The following is a 14,450-nucleotide window of genomic DNA, read 5'->3' on the forward strand; positions in this document are numbered from 1 at the left end:
GTTGTCGTGCATTACGTGGACCCTCATGCTGCGATGGCGTAGACGCCCCAGCTGAGGAAGAAGGCCATGAAGCCGATGGCGGTGGCCATGACAGACCAGGTCTTCAGGGTCGTGATCGTGTCGAAGCCGCAGAAGCGACCCACCAGCCAGAATCCGGAATCGTTGAAGTGCGAGAAGGTGATCGAGCCCGCCACGATGGCGACCACGAGGGCGGCGAGGGCAAAGCCGTCAAGTCCCAGCTCCATGACACCGGGAGCCATGATTCCGCCCGCTGTAGTCGCGGCCACCGTCGCTGAGCCCTGCGCCACGCGGATGACCACGGCGACCAGGAAGCCCGCCAGGATGACCGGCAGCCCCATCGCGTCCAGGCCCTCGGCGATGGAGCCGCCGATTCCGGTGGCGGTGAGCACGGCGCCGAAGGCTCCGCCGGCACCAGTGATCAGGATGATCGAGCAGACCGGCGCGAGCGCGTTGTCTATCAGGTCAGACATCGCGTCGCCGAGTCCGCCCGAGCCCCTGCGCGGCTTGATGAAGAGCAGGTACATCGCGGCCAGAGTTGCGATCAGCAGCGCCACCGGTGTGGGGCCGATGAGCTGGGACAGCGCGTAGCCGAAGCTGTCCTCGCTGATCCGCCCATCAGCTTCCAGCGTGTTGGACAGTGCGTTGTAGAAGATCAGCGCCAGCGGCAGGAGCAGCGCGAAGATGACGGTGCCGAAGGCGGGCCGCGCATACTCCTCGGTGACCCTGGACTCGCCGAAGAGGTTCGGGACCGGAAAGTTCGGGTAGCCCTTGGCCATCACCAGTCCGAGGCGGTAGCCAGCGAAGTACCAGGTGGGGATGCCCACCATCATGGCGACGATCAGCACCAGCCCGATGTCTGCGCCCATGACCGTGGCGGCCGCCGTCGGCCCGGGGTGGGGCGGGGTCAGCGCATGCATCATCAGGAATGCACCGATGGAAGGCAGCACATAGAGCATGAAGCTGCCGCCGAGCCGCCGCGCCACGGTGTAGATCACCGGCAGCATGACGATGAATCCTGCGTCGAGGAAGATCGGGAAGGCATAGAACAGCGAGGCCACGGCAAGGGCCAGGGGCGCTCGCTTCTCCCCGAAGGTCGCGAGCATCTTGTCCGCCAGCACCTGAGCGCCGCCGGAGATCTCGACCAGACGTCCGAGCACAGCGCCGAAGCCGATGAGCAGGGCGACGTTGCCCACTGTGGTGGAGAAGCCGTCGACCACCACGGAGAGGACGTCGCCGACCCCGATGCCGGCCGCCAGAGCGGTGATCAGCGAGACGATGATCAGCGAGAAGAAGGCGTGGAGCTTGACCTTCACGATCAGCACCAGAAGCAGGATGATGGAACCCAGCGCCAGGGCCAGCAGGGCCGGGGTGGGCAGCTCGAAGGCGAGCGTCAGGTCATCTGTCACTTCTTGCCCTTCGGTGCTGGGCCGAGCTCGCGCAGCAGATCACCCATGCGGGCGTAGGCCTTGTTTCTGTAGGCGATCACCGCGGCCTTGGTCTCCTCGTCGAAGTCCCCGGTCCATCCCTTTCCGTTCTTGACGCCATGACGGCCGGCGTCGACGTTCTCGGCGAGCAGCTTCGGGGGCGCCAGGCGTTCCCCGTAAGCCTCGGAGAGAGTGCTGAAGCCCTTGGCGTAGACATCGAGTCCGGCCTGGTCGGCGATCGCGAAGGGACCGAAGAAGCCGAGCCGGAATCCGAAGGTGGTGCGCACGACCGTGTCCACGTCTTCTGCGCTCGCGATCCCTTCCTCGACGACTGACGCCGCCTCCTTGAGCAGCGCGTACTGCAGGCGATTCAGCACCATGCCGGGCGTGTCCGCCACCTCAGCACCCTCGCGACCTGCCCGGGCAAGGAGATCCTTGACGGCCTCGACCACGTCCGGCCTGGTGGCCTCGCCGGAGACGAGCTCGACACCGGGGATGAAGGGGGCCGGGTTGGAGAAGTGCACGGTGAGGAATCGTTCGGGGTTCTTGACCGCCGAGACCAGCACATGCACAGGAATGGTGGAGGTGTTCGTGCCGATGATGGCGTCTGCACGCGCGTGCTGCGAGATCTTGCCCAGCACCTCGCGCTTGACCTCGGGAGACTCAAAGACGGCTTCTTCGATGAAGTCGGCGTCCGCCACGGCCTCTTCCAGGGTCCGGCCTGCGGTGAGGTTCTTCTTGATGGTCTCGGTGGAGCCGGCTTCGTACAGGCCCTGGTCCTCAAACTCCTGGGCCTCGTGGAGCAGTCGGGCGAGCCCCTTCTTGGCGGCCTCGACGTCGACGTCGACGATCTCGACGCTCAGGTCCGCCAGTGCGAGGGTCTGGGCGATGCCGCCGCCCATATATCCTGCGCCGACGACGGTCACGGTGTTGATGGTCTTAGCCATGGTTCTCAGGTCTCTTTCGTCAGATGTGGTTCGCAATGGTGTCTGTGGGATGTTCACGGGATCCTCCCCGCGGGCCTCAGGCCTGGTCGGCGCGGGACGCGGCGAGGAGCGGACTGCTCTCGGCCGAGGTGAGGATCTGCTGGATGTAGTCACGGTTTTCGGCGCAGACCCCGATGGAGTCCGACCCGTAGTGCTCGCAGCAGAACGGGCCGGAGTAGCCGAGCTCCAGTGCGCGGCGGATGATCTTGCGGTAGTTGATCAGGCCGTGCTTCAGCGGCATGGGCGCCGAGGAGTATCCGCCGACCGCCGGATCCTCGTCTCGGGTGTAGTTCTTGATATGCCAGAAGTTTGCATGTGGGAGCACCTTCTCGAACATCTCTTCATATGCCGGCATGGGGCGATGCAGCCGGATGAAGTTGCCGAGATCAGGGTTGAGGCCCACGGCTGGGTGGTTGACGTCCGCGTGGAATGCCACGGCCTCATCGGCAGTGCCGAGGAAGGTGTCCTCATACATCTCGAGGCTGAGCTCAATCCCGTTGGCCTGGGCGTGGTCACCGAGCTCGCGGATCCGCTCCACGGCCAGCGGACGCAGTGCGGGATCATCGTGGTGGCCCTCCGCGAGCCAGAACCAGAGCGCGTTCTGCTGCTCCGGGGTCAGCGCCTGCATGAATCCAGTGTTGACGATGCTCGCTCCGAATTCGGGGGCGATGTCGATCAGCCTGTGGGCGTCGGCGAGATTCGCCTCGCCATGCTCGCGGTCGATGACCGAGTTGCGGGTCATCGAGATGGAGGAGATCTTCAGGCCCTCGTCGGACAGGACCTGCTTGAACTCCCCCAGGCGCGGAGCGGAGAGCTTCTGCAGGGGCAACCAGGCGTCGGTGGGGTCGATGTGATCGAACCCGAGCTCACGCATCTGGCGCAGACAGTCGGACCAGTAGGTCGCTGTTGCCTGCCAGACCGGAACTCCCTCAGAGGTCTTGCCTCCGAAGGCGAGCATATTGCCGGCGATGGGCCATGTGGCTGCTGTGAACATTTGTTCCCTTCAAACGTGCGTGCGAGGTTCATACTTGAGCACTTCACTTCGTGTGTCAAGCGTCACAGGGTGCTGAGACGCTTCCAGAGAGCCCGGATCGGCCGGGTCTAGGGGTTTTCGGGTGCTGCGGCGACTTCCAGCAGCTCGAGATATCCCGACAGGGTCCACGCCGATCGTCCGACGAAGAGCCCGTTGACGCCCGGGATGCCCAGCAGCTCGGAAGCGTTCCCGGGCGTGACCGAGCCGCCGTAGAGCAGGGCCTCTGTACGCCCTCCGTACTCGTGGGCGAGGACATCGAAGGGCTCGCGCAGCTCGCCGACCTTGGCGGGACGGCCCTGTGCGCCGATGGCCCAGATCGGCTCATAGGCGATGATCACGCGGCTCATCTGCTCCACGGTGAGCGCACTGAGGGCCCCCCGGGTCTGGTCCAGCAGGAAGGTCGCGGTCTTGCCCGCCTCGCGGATCTGGGTCGATTCACCGATGCACAGCAACGGCGTCAGTCCATGGCGGACTGCCGCCTGAACCTTCCAGCTCGTGGTCTCCACGGTCTCGCCGAAGTGTTCTCTGCGCTCGAAGTGACCGATCTCGATGAGCGTGGCACCTGCGTCCTTGACCTGCGGGATGGAGAGCTCTCCGGTCCAGGCTCCGCTGTCCTCCCAGTGCGCGTTCTGCGCGCCGATCCTGATCCCGCCGGCCATGTTGGCCAGGGGGCCCATCTCCTCGGTGACGGCAGCCAGCGCCGTGGCGGGGGGAATGACGAATGGCTGCACCCGGTCCAGCATCTCGCCGCGATCGCTCAGCTCTGCCCTGAGCCCGCGGGCGTAGGCGCGCGCCTGACCGATGGTCTTGTTCATCTTCCAGCTGGTGCCGATCCAGCGCCTCATCGGGATGCCTTCTTCAGGTGCTCGGCCAGGGCCTCCATCAGCAGCGCGAAAGAGGTGGCACCTGGATCAGGGGTGCCCAGTGATTTGTCCCCCAGCACGCGGGAACGACCAAGCCTCGCCCGCAGCTCCGCTGTCTCCGCTGCCGCACGGGTGGCCACGCCGGCGGCGGATGTCAGAGCGGAAGGCAGGTCTGCACCGCCCTCGAAGCGTGCCTGCAGCTCCGCAGCGAAGGGCGCCGCCGCGTCCACCATGGTCTTGTCTCCGAGCTTGGCGCCCCCGAGGCGCTGCACGGCCTCCACGGCGTTGAGCAGCGCCTCGACTCCAGCTGCGGCGTCCGCGCTGGCATCGTCGGAGAGTGCCCGTCCGGCGGCCGTGAGCGCCGACCCCCAGAGCGCCCCGGAGGTGCCCCCGGCCGATTCGGCCCAGGCTGTGCCCGCGTGGACCAGCAGCGTCCTGGCCCCGGCGCCGCGGTTGAGCGCTTCGCGTCCTGCCTCCACGGCTCCTCGGCTGCCCAGGACCATTCCCTGTCCATGGTCGCCGTCGCCGGCCACCGCATCCAGGCGGCCGAGCTCGTCCTCATGCTCGGCGCAGACGCTTTCGAGCAGCTTCACGATCTCGTGGAGCGAGGCTGCCAGGCTGCGTGACTCCGCAGTCGCGGTGGGCACGGGCTCCGCGCCTGGTGTGAAGAACTCAGTCCGGGTCGCGTGCTCGTTCTTCGCAGGCAGCTCGCGGAGGTCTCCTCGGCGATAGGCGGGGGTGTCGACGGGGGCGGTCCAGTGTCGCTCAAGCTCCTCGTCGAGGAACACCAGGGTCAGGGACAGTCCGGCCATGTCCAGGCTGGTGACGAACTCCCCCACCTCGGGCTGGATCGGGGTCAGTCCGGCATCGTCGAGCCGCTCGGCGAGTCGGCCGTAGACCACAAAGAGCTCCTCGTACTTGACTCGCCCCAGTCCGTTGAGCACGACGGCGACACGACCGGTCCGATCCTCGGGCACCTCTTCGAGGATGCCTTCGAAGAGCAGGTCCGCGACCTCGCGGGCGGTCCCCATGGCGAGGTCACGTATCCCGGGCTCACCGTGGATGCCGAGACCGACGCCCATCGTGGACTCAGGCACGTGGAAGAGCGGGTCCTGAGCACCCGGCAGGGTGCAGCCGTCGAAGGCCACCCCGAAGGACCTGGTCGCATCATTGGCCTTCCACGCGATCCGCTCCGCCTCGTCGAGATCCGCACCGGCTTCGATGGCGGCGCCCGCGATCTTGAAGACCGACAGATCTCCCGCAATGCCTCGACGGTCGCGGTGATTCTCCCTGCTGTTCGAAGCAATGTCGTCGCTGACCCGGATGATGCGCACGTCGACGCCCTCGGCGCGGAGCTTCTCTGCGGCGGCGCCGAAGTGCAGCACGTCGCCGGCGTAGTTGCCGAAGCCCATGAGGACGCCCCCTCCGTTCTCCGCGTTGCGCGCCACCGAATAGACCTGGGAGGCCGAGGGCGAAGAGAAGATGTTGCCGCAGGGCGCACCGTGGCCCATGCCCGGTCCGACCCATCCGGCGAAGGCGGGGTAGTGCCCGGACCCGCCACCGATCACCAGCGCCGGCTGGTCCCGGGGAGTCTCTGTGCTGCGCACGACACCACCGTGCACAGCGGAGACGTACTGGGGGTTGGCCGCCGCGAAGCCGAGCACAGCCTCGTGCGAAAAATCAGATGCGGAGTTGAGCAGGTAAGTCATGGCAGTCCTCGTGATCCCGGATCTGCACGCCGTCGCCGGCCGTACAGATGTTCGCTGACATATGTGCTGGGGCCACACTAGAACAGATGACGTGATCAGCACCACTTGCCGCGGGGAGTCGGCCGGGCGGATACGATGGCCCGATGAAGGCAACAGAGGTCACGGAGGAGGAGACGCCGGGCACGTCAGAGCTTGAAAGGCTGTACCGGGCGGCGCAGCTCTACTACGAACAGGGCGCCACACAGGCAGAAGTTGCCGAGCAGCTGAAGGTCTCTCGACCCTCGGTCAGTCGCATGCTGGCGGAGGCTCGGGGGCAGGGAATCGTGGAGATTCGCGTGCATCGCCCCGTCTCCACCGGCATGGACGAGCTCAGCGAACGGCTGAAGCAGAAGCTCGGCGTGGATGAGGTCCACCTGGCCCCGGGCGACCAGTCCCAGCGCGTCGGCCTGGGCCTGGGGCCGATGACACGGCAGGCTCTGGCGGGGACGAAGCTGCGTGCGGGCGATGTCCTGCTTCTGGCCTCCGGGGAGACGACCTACGCCCTGGCCCAGCAGCGGCTGGGGGACTTCTCGGGCGTGGTCATCGCCCCGACGGTGGGCGGCCAGGCTGAGCCGGACCCGTGGCACCAGACCAACGAGGTGGTGCGCGCGTTCGCCGCCACCTCGGGCGGCTACCCGCACTATCTCTTCGCACCCTCCATGCCGTCGCCGGCATTGCTCTCAGCTCTTCAGGATGACCCCGGCTACCGCCAGGTCGTCGCCGACTGGAACTCCGCCAAGGTGGCACTGGTGGGCATCGGCGCTGCACCCCTCTCCAGAAACTCCATCGCACAGTCCGTCCCGCGCCATCATCCGAACCTGGCGAAGTCGATCGGGGACGTCTGCCTGGCGTTCTACGACCCGCAGGGCAACGAGGTGACCTTCCCGGGGAGCGAACGCATGGTCAGGGTTCCTGGCCAGACGCTTCGGGCCGTGCCGACGCGGATCGCGGCAGCTGTCGGTGCCCACAAGGCGCCCAGCATCATTGCAGCCGCCAGCGCAGGATGGTTCAACATCCTGGTCACCGACGAGTCCACCGCTCGAGCGGTGGACCGGCGGCTCTAGCCGGGACTGATCGCGGAGCCGATCAGCCGCAGCTCCCGGTGTCCTCATAGCGAGTGATCGCGCCGACCTTCGCGGCGGAGGCGCTCGCGGGGTCAAACTCGTGTTTGAGCCATTCATCAGTGAGCTTGCGAGCCAGCTCCTGGCCGATCACGCGCTGACCCATGCACAGGACCTGGGCGTTGTTCGAGAGCACGCCCCGCTCCACGGAATAGGCGTCATGGGCAGTCACGGCCCGAACACCTCTGACCTTGTTGGCAGAGATGGCGACGCCAAGGCCGGTGCCGCAGAGCAGCAGTGCCCGATCGGCCTCTCCGGCCACGATCTTCTCCGCCGCAGTCACGCCGATGTTCGGATAGGCCGTCTTGTCGGCGTCATCGCCGACGCCGACATCGATGACCGAGGCCACTCGGGGATCCGCCTCCAGATGGGCCTTCAGCACCTCCTTATAGGCGAAACCGGCCTCGTCACTGCCGATGACGATTCGAAACTGACTGCTCATGGGGACTCCTCAACTCGTACCAGGGTTCAGATGCAATGCTACGGGGCGTAGAACAAACGTCAAATACAAATGTTCAGCACCTGAGGCGGGAGAAACAGAAGAGCCCGCCCTCGACACTGGGCTCAGTGCAGAGGGCGGGCTCTTCGAGGTTCGAGAACCTCAGTGGATCAGGAGGCTGCGCCCGCCTTGTCCAGGTGGGAGCGGATGAACCACTGGAAGAGCTCCAGCGCCTTGGTCTGGCCGATGAGCAGGTCCTCGGTGATCGGATCCAGCTCGCCGACCTTGTTCAGCACGTCGCGGTGGTCGCCGATGACGCCGTCGTAGACCTTTTCCAGCTCGGCCAGATGCGTGGTGCCATCGGCCTTGAAGAGCGGGTAGTCCTCCCAATGGCGCTTGGAGACCAGCTCTCCGCTGAGTCCCGAGGGTGATCCGCCCAGGGTGGCGATGCGCTCGGCGACCTCATCGGCGAATCCACGCACGACCTCGGTCTGCGGGTCGAGCATCTCGTGGATGGCGATGAAGTTGGGGCCCACGACGTTCCAATGGACGTGCTTGAGGACCAGGTGAAGATCGTTCAGCGCGTACAGGCGGCTCTGCAGCAGACCGGCGATCTCGTGGCCGTTCTCCTGCGCAAGACCTGGTGCGGTGTAGTCGGAGTACTTCTCAGTCATGTCACACTCCTTGTGCTGTTGATGCATGAGCGCTGTTCGGCGCGGACACTGTTGATACTAGTGATTCATAAAAGGGACCGCCAGGCAGTTGAGCCTTACCTCAGTTGCGAGGATCAGGCCGGCGGTGTCATCACTTCCATGCCGCCGAGGTAGGGACGCAGCGCTTCGGGCACCCGCACGGTGCCGTCGGCCTGCTGATGGTTCTCCAGGATCGCCACGAGCCAGCGCGTGGTGGCGAGGGTCCCGTTAAGCGTGGCCACCGGCCGGGTGGGTCCCTTGGAGCCGTCTGTCTTCAGCGTGCGCTCGCGGATGTTGAGCCGGCGCGCCTGGAAGGTGGTGCAGTCTGAGGTGGAGGTCAGCTCGCGGTAGGTGGACTGCGAAGGAACCCAGGCCTCGCAGTCGAACTTGCGGGCGGCAGAGAGACCCAGGTCACCGGCGGCGATGTCGACCACCCGATACGGCAGCTCCATCTTCTGCAGCATCTTCTCCTCCCAGGCCAGGAGGTTCGCATGCTCGGCTGCGGCATCCTCGGCCGAGCAGAAGATGAACATCTCCAGCTTGTTGAACTGATGCACCCGCAGGATTCCCCGCGTGTCCCGGCCGTGGGATCCGGCTTCTCGCCGATAGCAGGTGGACCAGCCGGCGATCCGCTCCGGTCCTGCGTCGAGCTCCAGGATCTCGTCGGCGTGGTACCCGGCGATCGCCACTTCGGAGGTGCCCACCAGGTAGAGGTCGTCGCGCTCCAGGCGGTAGATCTCGTCGTCGTGCTCCACATCGAAGCCGGTGCCGGCCATGGTCTCCGGGCGCACCAGGGTGGGGGTGATCATCGGGGTGAAACCGGCCTCCACCGCCTGGTCCAGGCCCATCTGCATCATCGCGAGCTCCAGCCGGGCACCGATCCCCTTGAGGAAGTAGAACCGGGCACCGGAGACCTTGGCCCCGCGCTCCATGTCCACTGCGGCCAGTGATTCGGCCAGCTCCAGGTGATCCCTGGGGGCGAAGCCCTCGGCCGCGAAGTCACGCGCCGAGCCCTCCTCGCGCAGAACCACGAAATCGTCCTCTCCGCCTGCGGGGACACCGGCGCGGACGAGGTTCGGGAAGGCGCCCTGCAGGCGACGCAGCTGATCCTCGGCCTCACCGGACTCGGCCTCGGCGGTCTTCACCTGCTGAGAGAGGTCCTTGACCTCCGCGAGCAGCTGCTGCTTCTGCTCCCCGCTGGCCTGGGCGACCTTCTTGCCGAAGGCCTTCTGCTCTGCGCGCAGGGTCTCGAAGCGGGCGATGGCTGAGGTGCGAGACTCCTGGGCGGCGATGAGCGCATCCACTGCGGCTTCGTCAGCCTGGCGTGCGCGCTGGCTGGCCCGGTACGTCTCGGGATTCTCGATGAGGTCCTTGATGTCGATCACCGCCCCAGCCTATCGCCACACCGTCCCCACCCCGTGCCCCCAGTGTCGCCAGCCGCCGCCAGTACACTGCCCTTGATGACTACCGACACGCTCAGCACACTTCTCTGGTTGGCCCTCGCCGCTGCAGCGATCCTGCTGATCGCAGTGATCTGGCTGAGCGTCGCTCAGCAGAGGCTCCGGCGCAGCAACGCGGAGCTGACCCGCGACCTCGAGCGCACAGCCGTGTCCCACTCCCCTGCGGAGCACGCTCCCGGACGCCTGGTGGCGGTGGTGGTCAACACCACCAAGGATTCTGCCGACGACGTCGTGCGGCAGATCCATTCCACGTGTTCCCGTGCAGGCATGCCCGCGCCCCTGGTGATGGCATCCAGCGCGGAGGATCCCGGTCACGGGATGACCCGCCGGGCGTTGGAGGCGGGCGCCGCCGTCGTCGTCGCGGCAGGTGGAGACGGCACGGTCCGCGCTGTGGCCGCAGAGCTGGCCGGCACCGAGACCGCGCTGGGCATCGTGCCGCTGGGCACCGGCAACCTGTTCGCCCGCAATGTGGGCCTGCCCTACCACGACCTCCGCGCCTGCGTGGACGAGGCGATCCATGGCCGCAGCCACCGCGTGGACACCCTGGATCTGGTCCTGGAACGTGTGGGGGGACGCAAGGAGGAGGAGATCTCCCTGGTCATCGCCGGCGGCGGCCTGGACGCTGAGGTCATGGGCGACACCCGGGAAGCGCTGAAGCAGCGTGCCGGCTGGCTCGCCTACGGCGAGGCCGGACTGCGTCACATCGTCGGCGCCCGGTCCAGCGTCACCGTCCAGCTCGACGACGGCGCGGCCCAGTCCCATAAGGTGCGCTCGGTCCTGCTGGCCAACTGCGGGTCACTGCAGGCGGGCATGCTCCTGGTGCCCTCCGCCGAGTTCGATGACGGACATATGGACGCGGTGCTCTTCACCCCGCGCCATGCCCTGGACTGGGCCCGGATCTTGGCCAAGACCGTCACCCGCTTCGCCGCGGACATCCCGGTGATGACCGTGCGCCAGGCCAAGCGGGCAAGGATCACGATGACCGAGCCGATGCCCTTCCAGATCGACGGCGACGCCGTGGGTGAAGTGGTCAGCGTCGCCGGCACGGTGAACGCTCACGCGCTGAAGGTCAACGGAGTCACCGTCCGGGGGGTCCAGGAGCTGCGTGGCGAGGACTCCCGCGCGGAGCATGACGTCGAGGCCGAGCCGAAGGCGGCGCAGCCGGACGGGCCCGTGCTGACCGAAGGCCGGGTCACCAAGGAGCCCCGGGCCTGATCCCACTCACCCGGCTCCCACCCTCGGCTGCGCCGAGCGCGGGTCCCCCGCCGGGCTCCCTTACGCGTGTCTCAGCGAGCTGATCCCGCTCACCCGGCTCCCACCCTCGGCTGCGCCGAGCGCGGGTCCCCCGCCGGGCTCCCTTACGCGTGTCTCAGCGAGCTGATCCACGCGGAGGCGGCGGTGAAGGCGGCGTCGGAGACTTCGGCGGTGGTCTGCTGTGGCTTCTCGTCGGCCCGCGGATAGGACCCGAGGAAGCGGATCCCGGGCGCTATGCGGTGGATTCCGGCGAGCGCGTCGGCCACACGAGCCTCGTCGATGTGACCTTCGAGGTCGATCGAGAAGTAGTACTCGCCCAGGCCGTTGCCGGTGGGCCGGGACTCGATGCGGCAGAGATTGACTCCCCGGGTGGCGAAATGCTCCAGCAGCTCCATCAGGGCTCCGGCCCGGTCCTGCGGCAGCGGGATCATGATCGTCGTCTTATCCGCCCCCGTCATCGCCGGGATCTCACCCGGGGGCGCCACCAGCACGAACCGGGTCACCGCCCCGCTGACGTCCTCGATGCCGCGTGCCAGCACATGCAGGCCCAGCTGTTCCGCCACCAGCGGCGAACACACGGCGGCCTCGGCCTCGGCCGGCTCGGCCAGGAGTCCGCGGGCCGCAGCGGCCGTGGAGGAGGCCGGGACGAACTCGGCACCTGGGACAGCGGACTCGGCCCACCGCCGGACCTGGGCCCAGCCGTGGGTATGCGTGGAGATCGTGCGGATCTCCTCCGGGGCGATCGGCGCGGCGGCGGCCAGCACGAAGCTGATCGGCACCAGGGCTTCACGGACGATATGCAGCTGATGAGCCACAGAGATGGCATCCAGGGTGGCTGTGACCCCGCCTTCCACGGAATTCTCGATGGGGACCATTGCGGCGTCGACCTCATGCGACTCCACCATGTTCAGCGCGGTCAGCACCGATCCGGCCGGCACTCGCTCGGCTCGTGCCGCTCCCGGGACCTGCAGGAGCGCCGCTTCGGTGAAGGTCCCTGCAGGACCGAGGAAGGAGTACCGCGGAGCACGGGCCTCACTGTGGGTCTCGCTCTGGGTCTGACTCTGGGTCTGAGTCTCACTGTGGGTCTGACTGCGGGTCTCGCTCTGGGTCTCTGTGTTCATCGAACCCGCGGCTCCTCGCCGGTTGAAGATTCCAGCGGTCGGCCCGCGACAAGCCACCCGTCCATGCCGTCTGCGACGAAGACGGCCGAGTAGCCCTGCCCGGTCAGCCAGCTCGTGATCTGCACGGATCTCCCACCCGTGCGGCAGATGACGTAATAGTCCTCGTCCGGATCCAGCTCGTCCTGGAACCGAGCAGGGATCTCGCCCACAGGGATGTGCAGTGCGCCCGGGGCATGCCCCTCGGCGAACTCGTAGTCCTCACGGACGTCGAGCAGCGCGGCGTCGGCGGGGACATCTGCGGCACGAACGGTCTCGAAGTCCGACATTTCCGAGCCTCCTTCAGAGCGGGTCGATCAGGTCTGGTGCGTCCTCAACACTAGCGCCTGGCCGGATCTGCGCACATAGAGTGAGCCCATGGGACACTCCGCTGATCCAGCCCTTTTACCTTCCGCCGCCCAGATCCGCAGCGACTTCATCGCCGGCGAGGTCAGCGCAGTCGAGATCATCACCACTGCGCTGACCTCCGCGGCGACCCAGTCCGCCCTGGGAGCCTTCATCCACGTCGATGCGGAGTACGCGCTGCGCCGCGCGGAGGAGATCGATCTGGTGCGGGCCGCCGTGCTGGACGCGCGCAGCGGCAGCTCACGCACCGCTGCCATGGCTGAACTCTCCGGGCGGGCTCCTCTGCTGGGGATGCCCACCGGGTTCAAAGACCTGGTCCACGTCGCTGGAATGCCCACCACGATGGGAACTGCGGCCCTTCCCACGACCATCCCCGGTCGCGATGACCCGCTGGCCCGGCGGGTGCACTCCGCCGGGGCGATCAGCCTGGGCAAGACCCAGGTGCCCGAGTTCGGTCTTCCCTGCTACTCGGAGAACGAGCTCGCCGCCCCAGCCCGGAATCCTCTGGCTCCGGAACGCACGCCCGGAGGATCCACGGGAGGCGGGGCCGCCGCAGTGGCGTCCGGCATGCTGCCGATGGCACCGGGCAACGACGGCGGTGGTTCGGTCCGGATCCCCGCGGCGGCATGCGGACTGATCGGTCTGAAGCCCGGACGTGCGCGTCTTCCTGATGACCGGCAGCAGACAGGCGTGCAGAACCTGGCGGTCTCAGGTCCGATCGCTGAGTCTGCAGAGGACGCCGCGCTGCTCTTCGACGTGATGGCCGGACACCGCTTCGAAGCCGGCGCCTCGGGGCTCCCTGCCGGGCGCGCGATGCATGCGGTGGACCAGGCGCTGCGGCGCGGGCTGGCCCCGCTTCGCATCGGTGTGACCACGGAGTCTCCATTCTCCCCGGAGCTGGACATCGTGCTCCAGGAACCGGCCGTGGAGGCGCTGGAGCAGGGTCTGAGGGCTCTGGCGGGACTCGGCCACGTCGTCCAGGGGAGCAGCCACTGCACCGGAGCGGACTCGTTCTGGCCGGCCCGCTATCACCAGAACTTCCAGACGCTGTGGACCTCTCGGCTCGGGCAGCTGGATCTCCCGGCCGATCAGGTGGCGGCGATGACCCCGCTGACCCGGTACTTCATCGAACACGCCGCGGCCCGCCCGGCCGATCAGACGCAGAAGGCCATTGCGGCGCTGGAGGACTTCGCGGTGCATGCGGACGCTCTCCTGGGGCCCTGGGACATTCTGGTCACGCCGATGCTCGCCTATGCACCGCCGAAGATCGGGTGGTTCACCGGATTGACGCCGGAGGAGAACTACCGGGAGCAGTGCCGCTTCACGCCCTTCAGCTCAGTGGTCAATGTGATGGGGCTGCCCGCGATCAATGTGCCCACACACACCGACGCCGAGGGCCTCAGCTGGTCGGTCCAGCTCATCGGTCGCAGCGGCTCTGAGGAGCATCTCCTGGCACTGGCGGCCACCATGCTGCAGGGCTGAGCCGGACACAGCAGCGCCGGACCCGACGTGCACGGACCCGGCGCTGTGAGGGAACTTCTCGAGCCGCCCGCCGTGAGCGGGCCGCTGGTCAGAGGCAGGTCAGTTCTTCATGCCCTGGACGAAGCCCTTGACGCTGTCCTTCGCATCCTGGGCGGCATCCTTGGCCTTCGCCTGGGTCTTCTCACTGCTGCCTTCAGCCTGGGTCTCCTTATCGCCGGTCAGCTTGCCAAAGCCTTCCTTTGCGGAGCCGCTTGCTTCTTCGGACTTGTTGTTCGTCTTGTCATCGAGTCCCATGGGTGACTCCTTTCGTCGGCGGACAAGTCCCTCGTCACGCTACAGACCACACTGTGCCCTGTCACTCAGAAGTAGGATTTTTCAGGGAACTCCCAGTGAACTGTTCCCGG

14 protein-coding genes are annotated in these 14,450 nt (G+C 67.0%); 3 read left to right on the forward strand and 11 right to left on the reverse strand.

Annotated features, from left to right (window positions below):
- Positions 1–23 precede the first annotated feature (23 nt).
- From H4W27_RS11145 to H4W27_RS11165, 5 genes are all read right to left on the reverse strand, one after another.
- On the reverse strand, positions 24–1,427 hold the full coding sequence (locus H4W27_RS11145; RefSeq protein WP_192595990.1) for a GntP family permease: 1,404 nt from the start codon (positions 1,425–1,427) through the stop codon (positions 24–26).
- Complete coding sequence (locus H4W27_RS11150) at positions 1,424–2,392, reverse strand: 3-hydroxyacyl-CoA dehydrogenase family protein (protein WP_192595991.1); 969 nt, start codon at positions 2,390–2,392, stop codon at positions 1,424–1,426. Before H4W27_RS11150 ends, H4W27_RS11145 begins: the two co-directional genes overlap by 4 nt.
- A 76-nt stretch (positions 2,393–2,468) precedes the next feature.
- Positions 2,469–3,425: a sugar phosphate isomerase/epimerase family protein gene (locus H4W27_RS11155; RefSeq protein ID WP_192595992.1), complete on the reverse strand. Its 957-nt coding sequence runs from the start codon at positions 3,423–3,425 to the stop codon at positions 2,469–2,471.
- A 107-nt stretch (positions 3,426–3,532) separates the two neighbouring features.
- Positions 3,533–4,309 (reverse strand): triose-phosphate isomerase, encoded by a 777-nt coding sequence (locus tag H4W27_RS11160; RefSeq protein ID WP_192595993.1) that lies wholly within the window; start codon positions 4,307–4,309, stop codon positions 3,533–3,535.
- Positions 4,306–6,036: a dihydroxyacetone kinase family protein gene (locus H4W27_RS11165; RefSeq protein WP_192595994.1), complete on the reverse strand. Its 1,731-nt coding sequence runs from the start codon at positions 6,034–6,036 to the stop codon at positions 4,306–4,308. The genes H4W27_RS11160 and H4W27_RS11165 overlap by 4 nt, the downstream gene beginning before the upstream one ends.
- A 143-nt stretch (positions 6,037–6,179) precedes the next feature.
- Here H4W27_RS11165 and H4W27_RS11170 point away from each other — a divergent pair, with 143 nt between their 5' ends.
- Entirely contained in the window at positions 6,180–7,139 is a 960-nt protein-coding gene (locus tag H4W27_RS11170; RefSeq protein WP_225939094.1) for a sugar-binding transcriptional regulator, read from the forward strand.
- A 22-nt stretch (positions 7,140–7,161) separates the two neighbouring features.
- On the opposite strand, the gene H4W27_RS11175 is transcribed toward H4W27_RS11170, so the two are convergent.
- From H4W27_RS11175 to serS, 3 genes are all read right to left on the reverse strand, one after another.
- Positions 7,162–7,638, reverse strand: a complete 477-nt coding sequence (locus tag H4W27_RS11175) for a ribose-5-phosphate isomerase (protein WP_192595995.1) — start codon at positions 7,636–7,638, stop codon at positions 7,162–7,164.
- A gap of 167 nt (positions 7,639–7,805) precedes the next feature.
- A complete protein-coding gene (locus tag H4W27_RS11180) occupies positions 7,806–8,309 on the reverse strand; it encodes a Dps family protein (RefSeq protein ID WP_192595996.1) in 504 nt (167 codons plus the stop codon).
- 113 nt (positions 8,310–8,422) lie between these two features.
- Positions 8,423–9,712: a serine--tRNA ligase gene (gene serS, locus H4W27_RS11185; protein WP_192595997.1), complete on the reverse strand. Its 1,290-nt coding sequence runs from the start codon at positions 9,710–9,712 to the stop codon at positions 8,423–8,425.
- A gap of 75 nt (positions 9,713–9,787) precedes the next feature.
- Between serS and H4W27_RS11190 the strand changes: the two genes are divergently transcribed.
- Entirely contained in the window at positions 9,788–11,002 is a 1,215-nt protein-coding gene (locus H4W27_RS11190) for a diacylglycerol/lipid kinase family protein (protein ID WP_192595998.1), read from the forward strand.
- Positions 11,003–11,145: 143 nt separating this feature from the next.
- Here H4W27_RS11190 and pheA read toward each other — a convergent pair whose 3' ends face one another.
- Both pheA and H4W27_RS11200 read right to left on the reverse strand, forming a co-directional pair.
- On the reverse strand, positions 11,146–12,162 hold the full coding sequence (gene pheA, locus H4W27_RS11195; protein WP_192595999.1) for a prephenate dehydratase: 1,017 nt from the start codon (positions 12,160–12,162) through the stop codon (positions 11,146–11,148).
- Complete coding sequence (locus H4W27_RS11200; protein WP_192596000.1) at positions 12,159–12,488, reverse strand: rhodanese-like domain-containing protein; 330 nt, start codon at positions 12,486–12,488, stop codon at positions 12,159–12,161. Before H4W27_RS11200 ends, pheA begins: the two co-directional genes overlap by 4 nt.
- An 88-nt stretch (positions 12,489–12,576) precedes the next feature.
- On the opposite strand from H4W27_RS11200, the gene H4W27_RS11205 reads away from it, so the two are divergent.
- Positions 12,577–14,046, forward strand: a complete 1,470-nt coding sequence (locus H4W27_RS11205; RefSeq protein WP_192596001.1) for an amidase — start codon at positions 12,577–12,579, stop codon at positions 14,044–14,046.
- A 99-nt stretch (positions 14,047–14,145) separates the two neighbouring features.
- Here H4W27_RS11205 and H4W27_RS11210 read toward each other — a convergent pair whose 3' ends face one another.
- Entirely contained in the window at positions 14,146–14,340 is a 195-nt protein-coding gene (locus H4W27_RS11210; RefSeq protein WP_192596002.1) for a CsbD family protein, read from the reverse strand.
- Between the last annotated feature and the right edge of the window lie 110 nt (positions 14,341–14,450).

Origin of the sequence: Nesterenkonia lutea, assembly GCF_014873955.1 — a bacterium.
Classification (GTDB): domain Bacteria; phylum Actinomycetota; class Actinomycetes; order Actinomycetales; family Micrococcaceae; genus Nesterenkonia; species Nesterenkonia lutea.

Bases quoted from the DNA above. Each gene is read 5' to 3' on its own strand.
- pheA (WP_192595999.1), bottom strand. From the start codon at position 12,162: ATGAACACAGAGACCCAGAGCGAGACCCGCAGTCAGACCCACAGTGAG.
- H4W27_RS11165 (WP_192595994.1), bottom strand. From the start codon at position 6,036: ATGACTTACCTGCTCAACTCCGCATCTGATTTTTCGCACGAGGCTGTG.
- H4W27_RS11175 (WP_192595995.1), bottom strand. From the start codon at position 7,638: ATGAGCAGTCAGTTTCGAATCGTCATCGGCAGTGACGAGGCCGGTTTC.
- H4W27_RS11155 (WP_192595992.1), bottom strand. From the start codon at position 3,425: ATGTTCACAGCAGCCACATGGCCCATCGCCGGCAATATGCTCGCCTTC.
- H4W27_RS11190 (WP_192595998.1), top strand. From the start codon at position 9,788: ATGACTACCGACACGCTCAGCACACTTCTCTGGTTGGCCCTCGCCGCT.
- H4W27_RS11150 (WP_192595991.1), bottom strand. From the start codon at position 2,392: ATGGCTAAGACCATCAACACCGTGACCGTCGTCGGCGCAGGATATATG.
- H4W27_RS11170 (WP_225939094.1), top strand. From the start codon at position 6,180: ATGAAGGCAACAGAGGTCACGGAGGAGGAGACGCCGGGCACGTCAGAG.
- H4W27_RS11210 (WP_192596002.1), bottom strand. From the start codon at position 14,340: ATGGGACTCGATGACAAGACGAACAACAAGTCCGAAGAAGCAAGCGGC.
- H4W27_RS11205 (WP_192596001.1), top strand. From the start codon at position 12,577: ATGGGACACTCCGCTGATCCAGCCCTTTTACCTTCCGCCGCCCAGATC.
- H4W27_RS11180 (WP_192595996.1), bottom strand. From the start codon at position 8,309: ATGACTGAGAAGTACTCCGACTACACCGCACCAGGTCTTGCGCAGGAG.
- H4W27_RS11200 (WP_192596000.1), bottom strand. From the start codon at position 12,488: ATGTCGGACTTCGAGACCGTTCGTGCCGCAGATGTCCCCGCCGACGCC.
- H4W27_RS11160 (WP_192595993.1), bottom strand. From the start codon at position 4,309: ATGAGGCGCTGGATCGGCACCAGCTGGAAGATGAACAAGACCATCGGT.